The sequence below is a fragment of the Rhizobium sp. BK538 genome (assembly GCF_014197575.1).
Lineage (GTDB): Bacteria > Pseudomonadota > Alphaproteobacteria > Rhizobiales > Rhizobiaceae > Rhizobium.
The window spans coordinates 193,842-206,118 of the sequence record NZ_JACIFT010000008.1 but is presented as its reverse complement, the minus strand read 5'-3'; the positions used below and the strand labels follow the sequence as shown (position 1 = coordinate 206,118).

Annotated in this window: 12 protein-coding genes; 6 read left to right on the top strand and 6 right to left on the bottom strand. The window is 62.3% G+C overall.

Going from position 1 to position 12,277, the window contains the following annotated elements; translation table 11 throughout:
• The first annotated feature begins 115 nt into the window (after positions 1-115).
• Positions 116-1,081: a hypothetical protein gene (locus FHX09_RS12355; protein ID WP_007791959.1), complete on the top strand. Its 966-nt coding sequence runs from the start codon at positions 116-118 to the stop codon at positions 1,079-1,081.
• 19 nt (positions 1,082-1,100) lie between these two features.
• On the opposite strand, the gene FHX09_RS12350 is transcribed toward FHX09_RS12355, so the two are convergent.
• Entirely contained in the window at positions 1,101-1,679 is a 579-nt protein-coding gene (locus tag FHX09_RS12350; RefSeq protein WP_007791956.1) for a type 1 glutamine amidotransferase family protein, read from the bottom strand.
• 40 nt (positions 1,680-1,719) lie between these two features.
• Positions 1,720-2,214 carry a GNAT family N-acetyltransferase gene (locus FHX09_RS12345; RefSeq protein WP_132592130.1) on the bottom strand — a complete coding sequence of 165 codons (495 nt, stop codon included), beginning with the start codon at positions 2,212-2,214 and terminating at the stop codon, positions 1,720-1,722.
• A 352-nt stretch (positions 2,215-2,566) separates the two neighbouring features.
• Here FHX09_RS12345 and dmeR point away from each other — a divergent pair, with 352 nt between their 5' ends.
• From dmeR to bla, 3 genes are all read left to right on the top strand, one after another.
• Positions 2,567-2,839 (top strand): Ni(II)/Co(II)-sensing transcriptional repressor DmeR, encoded by a 273-nt coding sequence (gene dmeR / locus FHX09_RS12340; protein ID WP_184450041.1) that lies wholly within the window; start codon positions 2,567-2,569, stop codon positions 2,837-2,839.
• Positions 2,840-2,863: 24 nt separating this feature from the next.
• Positions 2,864-3,856 (top strand): CDF family Co(II)/Ni(II) efflux transporter DmeF, encoded by a 993-nt coding sequence (gene dmeF / locus FHX09_RS12335; protein WP_132592128.1) that lies wholly within the window; start codon positions 2,864-2,866, stop codon positions 3,854-3,856.
• Positions 3,857-3,922: 66 nt separating this feature from the next.
• Positions 3,923-4,813: a class A beta-lactamase gene (gene bla, locus FHX09_RS12330; RefSeq protein WP_184450038.1), complete on the top strand. Its 891-nt coding sequence runs from the start codon at positions 3,923-3,925 to the stop codon at positions 4,811-4,813.
• Positions 4,814-4,885: 72 nt separating this feature from the next.
• Here bla and FHX09_RS12325 read toward each other — a convergent pair whose 3' ends face one another.
• The 3 genes from FHX09_RS12325 to FHX09_RS12315 form a co-directional block, all read right to left on the bottom strand.
• Entirely contained in the window at positions 4,886-5,344 is a 459-nt protein-coding gene (locus tag FHX09_RS12325; RefSeq protein ID WP_132592124.1) for a hypothetical protein, read from the bottom strand.
• Between the two features lie 117 nt (positions 5,345-5,461).
• Positions 5,462-7,801, bottom strand: coding sequence for a glucose/quinate/shikimate family membrane-bound PQQ-dependent dehydrogenase (locus FHX09_RS12320; RefSeq protein WP_184450037.1), 2,340 nt, complete (start codon positions 7,799-7,801; stop codon positions 5,462-5,464).
• A 133-nt stretch (positions 7,802-7,934) separates the two neighbouring features.
• On the bottom strand, positions 7,935-9,443 hold the full coding sequence (locus FHX09_RS12315) for a protein adenylyltransferase SelO (RefSeq protein WP_184450049.1): 1,509 nt from the start codon (positions 9,441-9,443) through the stop codon (positions 7,935-7,937).
• A 90-nt stretch (positions 9,444-9,533) separates the two neighbouring features.
• Between FHX09_RS12315 and FHX09_RS12310 the strand changes: the two genes are divergently transcribed.
• Both FHX09_RS12310 and FHX09_RS12305 read left to right on the top strand, forming a co-directional pair.
• Entirely contained in the window at positions 9,534-9,680 is a 147-nt protein-coding gene (locus FHX09_RS12310; RefSeq protein WP_184450035.1) for a hypothetical protein, read from the top strand.
• A gap of 165 nt (positions 9,681-9,845) precedes the next feature.
• Positions 9,846-11,297 carry a DHA2 family efflux MFS transporter permease subunit gene (locus tag FHX09_RS12305; protein WP_132592118.1) on the top strand — a complete coding sequence of 484 codons (1,452 nt, stop codon included), beginning with the start codon at positions 9,846-9,848 and terminating at the stop codon, positions 11,295-11,297.
• 3 nt (positions 11,298-11,300) lie between these two features.
• Here the strand turns inward: FHX09_RS12305 and FHX09_RS12300 are convergent, their stop codons facing one another.
• Positions 11,301-12,254: a homocysteine S-methyltransferase family protein gene (locus FHX09_RS12300; RefSeq protein WP_184450033.1), complete on the bottom strand. Its 954-nt coding sequence runs from the start codon at positions 12,252-12,254 to the stop codon at positions 11,301-11,303.
• Between the last annotated feature and the right edge of the window lie 23 nt (positions 12,255-12,277).

Genomic DNA, 12,277 nt, shown 5'->3' with positions numbered 1-12,277 from the left:
AAATGCCGCATTGCAGCACTCCACTGGGTCGTGCACACTGAACGCCCTGTGGCGAACCCTTCCGAGGTTCGCTTTCCGAACGACGCCCATCCACGTCTTCCGAAAGGACAGCTGCATGCACAGCACGTCGGCCAACCCTGCAGATGATCTCGAGTCTGTCGCCCGCAAGGGCGGCAAATTGCGGCGCATGGCGGTGCGGATACCGACCTACATGGCCGACATCCGTGAAAATCCTGCCTGGCTGCCGATGTTCCTGCTGGCGCGCACCATACCGGCGCGCAAGGCGCATTGGCTGACTGCACGACGCAGCAATGGCGCGATCGAGAATCTGCCGACGCTCTTCAAGGGCGTGGATCATGCAGATGCCGTCGCGGCGCTCAGGCGCGACGGGATATTTCCCGACCTGACGCTACCTCAGGCGATCACCAGTGAAATCGCAAGCTTTGCAAGCGCCACACCGTGCTTCGGCAATTTCGATCGGAAGATCGAGTTCCTGGCGTCGGATCATCGCGACGCAGAGCAGCAATGGGGACGATCGATCCTGAGCGGCCACCACTTCGAACGGGCGCTTGATTGCCCGGCGGTTCGTACCGTCCAGCGTGATCCTGTACTGTCGGAGATCGCGCGCTGCTATCTCGGCGCCCAAGCCCGCCTCATTACCACCCGCATCTGGTGGAGTTTTCCGACGAGGGCCAGCGAGGCCGATCGCAGCCTGGCGTCGCTGGACAAGTATCACTTCGATCTCGACGACTGGCGAATGCTGAAGTTCTTCTTCTATCTCGTCGACGTCGACGAAGGCGCCGGCCCGCATGTCTATGTCAGGGGCAGCCACAACAAGCGGCGTATCAAGCACCAATTGACCCTCCTGGTCGGCCACCCCGCGAATGAAATCCTGGATTTCTATGGAAAGGAGAGCGTGACGACGCTGACCGGCGCAGCAGGCTTCGGCTTCGTGGAGGATCCCTTCGGCTTTCATATGGGAACGGTCGCCAAGACCAAGCCGCGCCTGATGATGGAGGTGGGCTTCGGCGTTTCCAAGCCGTCGCGCCGCCGTTTCCACGGCGAGCCGGTGCTTCGATGAGCTAAGGCAGTAGCGTCGTTCACGCGGCTTTCGGCTGATGCTCGGCGCCGAACATCAGGACGTATTGGTCCAGTTCGTCGCCGGCATGTCCGAGCGCGCGGTAGATTTCGGCGGCAAAGGTCATCGGCGCCGATCCCGGCGCCGTCACCAGTTTTCCAGCGCGCACGGCCTGCGGGCTGTCCTTGTAACGGGCGTGTCCGGTGTACCCGGGCACACCGGCGATGAAATCGGCGGCATTGCTGGTGTGGTCGGTGGCATTCAGAGCTCCGGCACGAGCAAGCGCCAGAGTTGCGCCACATATCCCGGCGACGAGTTTGCCGTGGGCAAGGAAGTCGTAGATGACGGTTCTCAGGTCGGGCGCCTTTTCCGTTTCCCAGATCGTCCCGCCGCAGAGCACGAGGCCGTCGAAGGCACTGGCATGCAGGTTTTCCGCGACGGTATCGGCCGCGACGCGCATGCCCCCCATCGAGCGCACTTCCGAGCCATCGGGCGTTGCGATCACTACGTCGAAGCCGAAGTAGGAACGTGCGGAGGCCGTCAGTTGCCCGACCTCCCAGTCGGCGAATCCGTTGGTGAGCACGATTGCAAGTCGGGTCATCGGTTTCTCCCTGCCGAATGTCCGCGGCGGCCACCGCCGCTCATGCCAAAGCCTGCATATAGCGCATGCCGGTGACCGGGCGAGGCACGAAGTCCATATTCTCGTAGAAGCGATGCGCCTGCACGTTGCCCGTGGCGGCGCTGACCGAGAGGTAGCCGCAGCCGGCGCTGCGTGCTGTGTCGCGGGCGCGGTTGACGAGGTGCTGCCCGACGCCGTGGCCGCGATGACCGTCACGCACAAAGAGATGATGCAAATCCATGCCGCGCGCACCATCCTGCGCCCTGTAGAGCGGGACGAGAATGGCGTAGCCGATCAGGCCTTCGTCGGTCTCGGCAACGAGCGCGTTGATCCACGGCACCGGGCCGAAAAGGTCACGTTCGAGTTGCTCTGGGCTCGAGGCGGAAGCATCCCCATGATGTTGGGCGAGCAGGGTAATCATTTCGCTGAGTTCGGGGAGGTCGCGCGGCTTAGCCGCACGGATATTGATCACCGGCGGGCGGATCATTGAGATTTCGCTGTCTTCGATTTCAACCATGGTCTTCGCGTCCTTGTGTGGTGTTCTGCCGTCAGGACGCTGCCGATACAACAAAGCCGCCTGACGGCGGCTTGTTGACAATATGATCTGTCCGGCCGCCCTTACAGGTACAGCCAAAAATACGTGCTGGTGATGTGCGCGTTCTTGATCATGCGTCGATAGATTGTCCAGAACGCGCCGTTTGTCAATGGGATTTACGCGCGGGCGCCGGCAAGCGCGCAGCGGCCTTCGGCGCAGCCGCCATCGATCGCTTCGCCGGCGGCATCGGAAACCGGTAGCGCCAGCGCCATTGCTACTTTTCATCAGCTTCATATTAATATAGGGTAACCCCCTATACTAAATGGAAAACCTCATGTCCCACACCACGCATCAGAAGAAAAAGCTGATGGCCCGCGTCAGCCGTCTGAAGGGCCAGCTGGAGGCTGTCGAGCGCGCGCTGGGGGCCGAGCGGCCCTGCGGAGAGATCTTGCAACTGCTTGCCTCGATCCGCGGCGCCCTGAACGGCCTGACCGGCGAGGTGCTGGACGATCATCTGCATGAGCATGTGCTGCACGCCGCCGATGAGAAGGCCCGCATGGAAGCCGTCGAAGAATTATCCGAAGTCCTGCGGACCTACATTCGCTGACACAACCGACATGAGGAGCGTGCGATGAACGCACAGACCGAAAGACTCGAGCACGACCACGTTTTCCTGGGCGCCGATCACGACCGCAACGCCCGTCGTGTCTGGTTCGTCATTGCGCTCACCGCCGTCATGATGGTGGTCGAGATCGGCGCCGGAACCTACTACGGCTCGATGGCTCTCGTCGCTGATGGCTGGCACATGTCGACCCACGCTAGCGCCCTGCTGATCTCCGCCGTTGCCTACCTCTATGCGCGCCGGCAGGCGCGCAATCCCCGCTTCACCTTCGGTACCGGCAAGCTCGGCGACCTCGCGGGCTTTGCCAGCGCCATCATCCTGGCGCTGATCGCCTTGCTGATGGCTTGGGAAAGCTTCCTGCGCATCACGCATCCCGTGCCGATCAGCTTTTCGCAGGCGATCGGCGTCGCCGTCGTCGGCCTACTGGTCAATCTGGCGAGCGCCTGGCTCCTGAAGGACGACCATCATGGCCACAGCCACGGCCATTCCCACCATCACGAGCACCAGCATCACCATCACCATGACCACGCTGATCATACCCATCCTGGCGATCATGCTCGTTCCGCGCATGCCTCCGACAACAATATGCGCGCTGCCTATGTCCATGTCATTGCCGATGCGCTGACATCGGTGCTCGCCATTGCCGCACTGCTGCTCGGCAGTCTTTATGGCTGGCTCTGGCTCGACCCGCTGATGGGTATCGTCGGCGGCCTGATCATTGCCCAATGGTCCTGGGGCCTGATGAAGTCTTCAGGCCGCGTGCTGCTCGATGTCGTACCGCGGGAGGCGGCTCTGCAGCGCGAGATTCGTTCGGCGCTGGAAACGGGCGGCGAGCGGATCACCGATCTTCATGTCTGGCAGGTCGGACCCGGCCATCACGCCGCGATCGTTGCTCTCGTGACGCCGCAGCCGGAAAGCCCTGCCTTCTACAAGGCAAAGCTCGAACCCGTTGCCGGCCTCTCGCACGTTACCGTCGAGGTAACGCAGTCGGCGGCCGCTTGACGCGACTCATCCGGGCCACAATCAGTCTCTAGCGCTGTGTCCGTTTGTTCAGGCAGAGGAATTTTCATGCGTGGCTTTTCGATCCGCCGCCGGACGCTACTTGGCTCGGCACTGCTTTCATCCGCCCTGTTCCTGCCGCGCATTGCGCGGTCGGAAGACAGCGATGATGAAATCAACCGGCGGATGGAAGCGCTCGAAAAAGCGATCGGCGGTCGCATCGGTGTCTCCGCCATCGACACCGAGACCAACATTTCATTCGGCTATCGCGAGACCGAGCGCTTTCCGCTCTGCAGTACGTTCAAGGTGCTGGCCGCAGGGCTGGTGCTGGCGCGCGTCGACAAGGGGCAGGAGACTCTCGAGCGACGCGTCGTCTACGACCAGGACAAGCTCGTCACCTACTCGCCGGAGACGGAAAAGCACGTCGGCGGCGAGGGCATGAGCCTCAGTGAACTCTGCGAGGCGGCGATCACGCTCTCCGACAATACGGCCGGCAACCTGCTGCTGGAAAGCTTCGGCGGCCCCGCTGAGCTCACCAAATGGCTGCGCACGCTGGGCGATCGGTCGACGCGACTCGACCGATGGGAAACGGCGCTCAACGAAGCCAAGGACGGCGATCCGCAGGATACGACCACCCCCGATTCGATGGTCGACACGCTCGGCAACCTGACGCTGGGCTCGGCCCTGTCGGAACCGTCGCGTGACAAGCTGGTCGAATGGATGGTGGCGAATACGACAGGCGGCGCACGTCTGCGCGCGGGCCTGCCGGATGCATGGAAGATCGGGGACAAGACCGGCACCGGCAACAACGGCAGTGCTGCCGATATCGCGATTGCCTGGCCGCCCGGTCATGGCGCGATCCTGGTTGCCGCTTACGTGACGCAGGCCAAGGTGCCGGCGTCAGAGATCAACCCCATCTTCGCCGAGGTCGGAAAGATCGTGGCCGACATGGTCGGATAAGACTGTCGTGTCAAAGAGATGCGATGGAAACGTGAATCTCCGTCGCATCGATCTGAATCAATTTCTGAGGTCTCAGACGCTGACAATTTCGTCGACGCTCGACTTTTCCTTGCTGTCGTCGTCGCCGGTCAACTGCCGCTTCAGCTCGTCCGAGATCTGCTTTTCGATCGCCTCGCGCTCTTCTGGTGGCATGGCCTTCAGGTCGTCTTCGGTGAGCCCGAGCCGCTCGAGGATCTGCGCGCGGATGCGCTCCGCCGGCGTCATGTTGGCGAGGTCCGTGAACTCCGAGGCAACAGCCTCATGGCGCGCTTTCGCGGGATCCTCGGTGCCATCCATGCTAGTGGTGCCGCTGCTCTGCAAAGCCCACATCGTACTGGAAATCGACGTCGGCGTGCTGCTTGGCTGAAGTGCTGTGCCGCTCTGGCGAACGCTCACCTCGGTATCGCCGGACTGTTGCTTGCTGCGCTGGCCGGATTGGCCGAAGAGGTTGGTCAATCCATAGGTACTGGAAATGTTGCTGCCGATCTTCATGAAAATTCTCCCTGAAACAATGGGTGGGAGAATGGTGCGCCAGACATGCCCGGAGCTTGTGTCGGCTGGCTTGGGTTGGCGTCGTCAGCGGCGGCCATCCGGCAGGTTTCGGAAGCTTCAGGGTAGGGCGTAGCCGATCACATAGTCGCCGGGCTTGGTGCCGATCGAGCCGTGTCCGCCGGCGACCATGACGACGAACTGCTTGTTGTCACTGGTGGTATAGGTCATCGGTGTCGCCTGGCCGCCGGCCGGCAGGCGGGCTTGCCAGAGCTGGTCGCCATTGGTCACATCATAGGCGCGCAGAAAGTTGTCGACGGCGGCCCCGAGGAAGGCAACGCCGCCTCTCGTCAGGATCGGGCCGCCGATGCCCGGTACGCCAACCTTGAAGGGCAACGGCAGCGGCGTCATATCGTAGACGGTGCCGTTCCTGCGCTTGTAGGCAATCTTTCCTGTACGCAGATCCACACCTGCGACATAGCCCCATGGTGGTGCCTGGCAAGGGATCTTCAGCGGTCCGAGGAACGGTCCCATGAAGACGCCATAGGGCGCGCCCTCGTTGCGGTTGAGGCCCTGTTCACTGCCTTTTTCATCCTGCCCCTTCGGCGGGATATCAGCGGCGGGAACCAGCCGCGAGGTAAAGGCAAGATAGGTCGGCATGCCGAACATGATCTGCCGCTCGGGATCCACCGCAACACTACCCCAGTTGAAGGTGCCGAAATTGCCGGGATAGATGATCGATCCCTGTAGTGACGGCGGCGTATAGCGGCCTTCGTATTTATAGCGATGGAACTGGATACGGCAGGCGAGCTGATCGAACAGCGAAATCCCCCACATATCCCTCTCCTGAAGCGGCGGCGGCGAGAAGGTGAGGTCCGAGATCGGCTGCGTCGGCGCCGTATGGTCTTCAGGGATCGCGCCGCCCGGGGCGGGTATCTCCTTGAACGGGATGATCGCCCCGCCAGTGCGCCTGTCGAGCACGTAGATGTCGCCCTGCTTGGTCGGGGCAACGAGCGCCGGTACGGACGTTCCATCGGATTTTGTCATGTCGAAGAGCACGGGCTGGGCGGGGACGTCCATGTCCCACAGGTCGTGGTGCACGAACTGCTGCACCCATTTCACTTGCCCGGTGGCGATGTCGAGTGCGACGATCGAGGAGGAGTATTTCTCGACATGGGCGCTGCGATTCATGCCGAGCTGGTCGGGCACTTGGTTGCCGAGCGGTATGTAGACCATGCCGAGACCGTTATCGACACTGAAGACGGACCAACTGTTCGGAGAGTTGGTGGTATAGGTCTGGCCTTCGGCGATCGGCGTGGTGACATCGGGATTGCCGGAATCCCAGTTCCAGATGAGTGCGCCGGTATTGATGTCGTATGCGCGGATAACGCCGGACTGCTCCTTTGTGGAATAGTTGTCGTTGACGGCGCCGCCGACGATCAGCTTGCCGGCGACCGCGACCGGCGGCGACGTCGCGTAGTAGTAGCCGGCCGGATTGTACTGCATGCCTTTTTCAAGATGCAGCACGCCATCTTCAGCAAAGCTCGCGCAGATCTGGCCATTTGCGGCATCGAGCGCAATCAGCCTGGCATCGGAGGTCGGCAGAAACACGCGCTCGGCGCAGGCAGCGCCGGGGGCTGCGGCCGTGTCGCGATAATAGGTGACGCCGCGGCAGGTCTGGTGTTGGCGGTTCGGGTTCATGCCGGAGTTGGAATCGTACTGCCATTTCTCCTTGCCAGTCTTGGCGTCGAGCGCGATTGCCCAGTTGTGCGGCGTGCAGAGGTACAGCGTGTCGCCGACTTTCAGCGGCGTCACCTGATAGGTCGTTTCGCCGACATCCTCGGGTCGCTTCACATCACCGGTCTGGTAGCGCCAGACCTCCTTGAGATCCTTGACGTTGCTGACGTTGATCTGGTCGAGCGGCGAGTAACGTTGGCCGAAGGGTGTGCGGCCGTATTGATGCCACTCTTCATTGGGCACAACACCGCCGAAAGCCGCGGGGCTAGTTACGGCCTCGGTCGGCAGATTGCCCGTGATCCGGTGTGGATCCGTGGTCATCGAATAGCCGGCGATCGCGAACGCAATCACAACCGGTATGGCGAGCGGCCAGGGGTTTGCCCCATAGGAGATCCCGGTCGGGCTGAGAAAGCCGAGCGGGCGGCGGATCCAGGGTGTTAACAACCAGAGGCCGAGAAGAATGATCAACCCGCCGCGCGGCCCAAGCTGCCACCAGTCGAGGCCGACTTCCCAGATCGCCCATACCAAGGCCACGGCGATCAGCGCCGCATAGACCCACAACGCGGCTGCCCTGCGCAATAGAAGCAGGATAGCGGTCAGCAGGAAGATGGCGCCTGCGAAGAGATAAAAGAAGCTGCCGCCGAGCATGACGAGCCAAAGACCGCCGCCGCCGAGCGCAAGGCCAATCAGGATGAAAAATATGGAAGTAATGATGATTGCCATCTGGGAAGACTCCCGCTGATGTTAGCCGGGTGCGATCAGAGCGCGAAAAAAGTCCGCGAATCAGCGAGATAGTGCTGTCGCAACGAGCGTCAACTGCGACCATAGGTGTCAGAGGGAGAAGGTTCTCGCCCGATCACGTGCCGCAGAAGGTCTGCAACACGCGTTCTTCCGGCTTCGGCGGCTCCATGTATGCCGCAAAGCCAGGCTGGTCGTCATAGGGCTTGGCGAGCACTGCAAGCAACGCCTCGAAGAGCGAGAAGTCCCCATCTTCGACGGCCGCATTGATCGCCTGCTCGATACGATGGTTGCGCGGAATGAAGGCGGGATTGACGGCGCGCATTGCCGTCCTGCGGCCGTCCTCGGTCCGGCCCTCGTCGCGCGTCAGGCGATCGCGCCAGCGGCCAAGCCATTCGCCTACCCCATCCGGTTCGCGGAAGGTGGAGAGGAAAAGCGCCTCGCCATCTCCAGAGCCGCCAGCGTCGGAAAGGCGGCGGAAGGCGAGGGTAAAATCAGCCTGCTGCGTCTGCATCCTGGCAAGCAGTGACTGGATAAGGTCCAGATCGCCATCCTCGACCGTCGTCAGGCCGATCTTCTCGCGCATGCCGCGAAGCCAGTGGATCTGGAAGCGCTCGCCATATTGCTGGATCACGACGTTGGCGAGCTCGACGGCCCTTTCCGCATCGGCATCGAAGAGCGGCAATAGCGTTTCGCCGAGGCGCGCCAGGTTCCATTGGCCAATGCCGGGCTGGTTGGCATAGGCATAGCGCCCGCCCTGGTCGATCGAAGAGAAGACGGTGCGGGGATCGTAGGCATCCATGAAGGCGCAGGGGCCGAAATCAATCGTCTCACCCGAAATGGCCATGTTGTCGCTGTTCATGACGCCGTGGATGAAGCCGATATGCAGCCACCTTGCGATCAAAGCAGCCTGCCGCTCGCAAACGGCCTCGTAGAGCGCGAGGTAGGGATTGTCCCTGTCTTTGAGTTCCGGATAGTGCCGGTCGATCACATAGTCGGCAAGCGCCCGCACGCCGTCCGTATCGCCGCGCGCGGTGAAGAACTGGAAAGTGCCGACGCGGATGTGGCTTGCGGCTACGCGGGTGAAGACCGCGCCCGGCAGAATGCTTTCGCGATAGACGGGTTGCCCTGTCGAAACAGCTGCAAGCGCTCTGGTCGCCGGCACGCCGAGTGCATACATCGCCTCGCTGACGATGTATTCGCGCAGCACCGGCCCGAGCGCGGCGCGGCCGTCGCCGCGGCGAGAGTAGGCCGTCTGGCCGGCACCCTTCAGCTGGATATCGCGGCGCTGACCATTGCGGTCGATCACCTCGCCGAGCAGGATTGCCCGCCCGTCGCCAAGCAGCGGCACGAAAGCACCGAACTGGTGCCCGGCATAGGCCATCGCTAACGGATCTGCACCTTCAGGCACGAGGTTGCCGGAAAAGATCGCAGCACCATCAAGCTTCAGCGCCTCGACATCAAGACCGAGTTCTTCCGCAAGCGGCTCGTTCAGCTTGATCAGCCACGGCTCGGCGGCTTGCGAGGGAGCCTGGCGCGTAAAGAACTGCTGCGGCAACCGCGCATAGCTGTTGTCGAAGGCGAAGGGCGCGCCGGTGCGCGCAACATTCTGCAGGGCTTGGGTCATGCTCCATAGGTAGTGCCCGGCGGCGGTTGCTGCAAGCAACATGCGGTGGTGGGATTTTATCCTGCTTCTGAATGGAGCGCATTCGATGGTGTGGCAAGACCGGACCTCGGCGCCAACCTGCGCATGGCGGTTTTTGAGAGAGGCATCGTGATACACGTCGTCGAAGATGACGTGGTCAAAATCACCAACATCTTCTCCGGCGGACAGGATTACGAAGCACTGCTGCGCGGCAATTGAGCAGGTTTCCCAGCCATTCCCAAACGACACGGCTGCCTTTCCATTTAAGCATAACGCCGCCACATTTGCGCGCGTATACATCAATCTCCCCTTTTGGCATCACGCCATACCATACCGCGGCCATCGCTTCCGCGCCGGCCACGCCATTGCGAGTGATCCCTGACGATGTCGGATCAGATCTACCGGGCGGCCACCATCGGGCGCGCCAAGCCCAATTTCCGCGTGATAGCGATGATCGTTGCGAGCGCCATGTTCATGGAGCAGCTCGACGCGACCGTACTGGCGACGGCGCTGCCGACCATGGCACGCGATTTCGGCGTCAGCGCCCCGTCGATGAGCATCGCGCTCACCTCCTACCTCCTCAGTCTTGCGATCTTCATCCCGGCCAGCGGTTTGATTGCCGATCGCTTCGGTTCGCGCACCGTTTTCCGCTCGGCGATCGCCGTCTTCGTCACCGGCTCCATCTTCTGCGCGCTTTCGCCCAATCTTCTCTGTCTCGTGCTGGCGCGACTGCTGCAGGGTCTTGGCGGCGCCATGATGCTGCCGGTCGGCCGCCTCGTGCTGCTGCGCAGCGTCGACCGCAAAGACATGGTCAACGCCATGTCGTGGCTGCTGGTGCCGGCGCTGATCGGCCCGATCCTTGGTCCGCCGGTCGGTGGCCTGATCGTCACCTATCTCGACTGGCGCTGGATCTTCTACATCAATGTGCCGATCGGCATCATCGGCTTCACGCTGGTCTCGATCTTCATCGAGGACTTCAAGGGCGAAGCGAAGCGCCCGTTCGACACGGTTGGCTTCATCCTCTCCGGCATCGCGCTCGGCTCTCTACTGTTTGGCTTCGAAAGCTCGAGCCGGCCGGGCGAGGGCGCTTTCTCGGTGTTTCTGATCGCCGTCGGCTTGCTCTTCGGCATAGCCTATCTCAAGCACGCCCGCCGCTATCCGTCGCCGATCATGGATTTCTCGCTGATGAAGGTGCCAAGCTTCGGCACCTCGGTCATCGCGGGCTCGCTGACCCGCATCACGCAAGGCGCGCAGCCTTTCCTACTGCCGCTCTATTTCCAGCTCGGTTTCGGCCTCTCGGCAGCCAAGGCCGGTCAACTGGTGACAGCCGCAGCGATCGGCTCCATGGCGATGAAAGCCGTTGCGCCGCGCGTGCTACGCCGCTTCGGCTTCCGAAACAGCCTTGTCGCAAACGGCGTCATCGCTACTTGCGGCTATGCGCTTTGCGCTGCCTTCCGGCCCGATTGGCCGTTGGGCTTGATCTTCGCGATCCTTGTCATATGCGGCTTCTTCATGTCGTTCCAGTTCACGGCGTACAACACGGTTGCCTACGATGAGATCGACCGCGACCGCATGAGTTCGGCCACCAGCTTCTACACGACGTTCCAGCAGCTAATGCTGTCGCTCGGCATCTGCGTTGGTGCGCTGGCGCTGCACACGTCGATGACGGTCAACGGCAGCGAGACGCCGCAACTCCACGATTTCTCCGCAGCCTTCCTCTTCGTGACCGCGATCTCGATCACTGCGACGTTCTGGAACCTGCGCTTTTCGCGCAGCGCCGGCGCCGACATAAGCGGCCATGGCGCTGAAAAGGCAGCGCACGCCACCGAGCACTGACCCTCAGGCGCGGGCGAGCTCCGGCAGACAGGCCTCGCAGATGGCGGCCACATGCCGGTGATCGGTGCCGCAGCAGCCGCCAACGATCCTGACCTGTGGCATCTTGCGCATCAATTGTCTGTAGCGCTGCCCGAGATCAACAGGATCGCCCGCATCGAGCGTCTCGCTCTCGTCGAGCTCCGCATGGCTCATGCGCGAGGCATTGGCGCGCAGCCCGCGGATGCGTTTCGTCCAGCTGGCGCGATGATCGAGCGCCTTGGCGAAATGCGTCGGATGGGCGCAGTTGATCATGTAGTAGGCGGGTGAACCGCCGGTCGCCGCATCCGTCGTCTCGATCGCTTCCTGCATGCTGCGCCCGGTCACCAGCCTGCCGTCCGTCTCGACGGTGAAGGAGATCGCACAGGGCATGCCTCTGGCAGCGGCCGCTCGCGCTACGCCGATCGCCTCGTCGATGTTGGTCAGCGTGAAGGCGGTCACCATGTCGGCATCGCTTTCGGCGAAGCTGCCGATCTGGACGCTGTGGTAATCCTCGGCTTCGGACGCATCCATGTTGCCGGCCTTGTAGCCGTCGCCGCGCGGCCCGATGGCACCGCTGATCACGATCGGCCGTCCCGGTTGCTCGTACCTTCCGCGCAATCCTGCCAGTAGCGCGACGCTGCCGACATTGGCCGCGTGCAGCGCTTGGCGCGTGTAGCCGAGCTTCCCGCCCCAATCCGGATTAGCCCGCCATGTCGGCGTGTCGAGAATGAAGCCGGCGCCATGCTTGCGGGCGATATCAAGATAGCGGCGATAGTAGGCTTGTAGCCGGTCGCGCCCTTCCTCCGAGGCCAGCATCACAAACGATGCGAAGTGCGGCAGCTGCAATCCGTCGAGAAAGATGAAGGTCGTCTCCATGCCGCCATCGGTCACGAAGAAGCCGCCCTCGAGCTGCGGCAAGCTGTGTCGGTAGGTCGCCATCGTATCTCTCCTTTGCCGGATGA

What these genes read in the sequence shown, in the direction of transcription:
- dmeR (WP_184450041.1), top strand. Translation starts at nt 2,567, where the DNA reads ATGTCCCACACCACGCATCAGAAGAAAAAGCTGATGGCCCGCGTCAGC.
- FHX09_RS12300 (WP_184450033.1), bottom strand. Translation starts at nt 12,254, where the DNA reads ATGGCGACCTACCGACACAGCTTGCCGCAGCTCGAGGGCGGCTTCTTC.
- FHX09_RS12345 (WP_132592130.1), bottom strand. Translation starts at nt 2,214, where the DNA reads ATGGTTGAAATCGAAGACAGCGAAATCTCAATGATCCGCCCGCCGGTG.
- FHX09_RS12355 (WP_007791959.1), top strand. Translation starts at nt 116, where the DNA reads ATGCACAGCACGTCGGCCAACCCTGCAGATGATCTCGAGTCTGTCGCC.
- FHX09_RS12305 (WP_132592118.1), top strand. Translation starts at nt 9,846, where the DNA reads ATGTCGGATCAGATCTACCGGGCGGCCACCATCGGGCGCGCCAAGCCC.
- bla (WP_184450038.1), top strand. Translation starts at nt 3,923, where the DNA reads ATGCGTGGCTTTTCGATCCGCCGCCGGACGCTACTTGGCTCGGCACTG.
- FHX09_RS12325 (WP_132592124.1), bottom strand. Translation starts at nt 5,344, where the DNA reads ATGAAGATCGGCAGCAACATTTCCAGTACCTATGGATTGACCAACCTC.
- dmeF (WP_132592128.1), top strand. Translation starts at nt 2,864, where the DNA reads ATGAACGCACAGACCGAAAGACTCGAGCACGACCACGTTTTCCTGGGC.
- FHX09_RS12315 (WP_184450049.1), bottom strand. Translation starts at nt 9,443, where the DNA reads ATGACCCAAGCCCTGCAGAATGTTGCGCGCACCGGCGCGCCCTTCGCC.
- FHX09_RS12320 (WP_184450037.1), bottom strand. Translation starts at nt 7,801, where the DNA reads ATGGCAATCATCATTACTTCCATATTTTTCATCCTGATTGGCCTTGCG.
- FHX09_RS12350 (WP_007791956.1), bottom strand. Translation starts at nt 1,679, where the DNA reads ATGACCCGACTTGCAATCGTGCTCACCAACGGATTCGCCGACTGGGAG.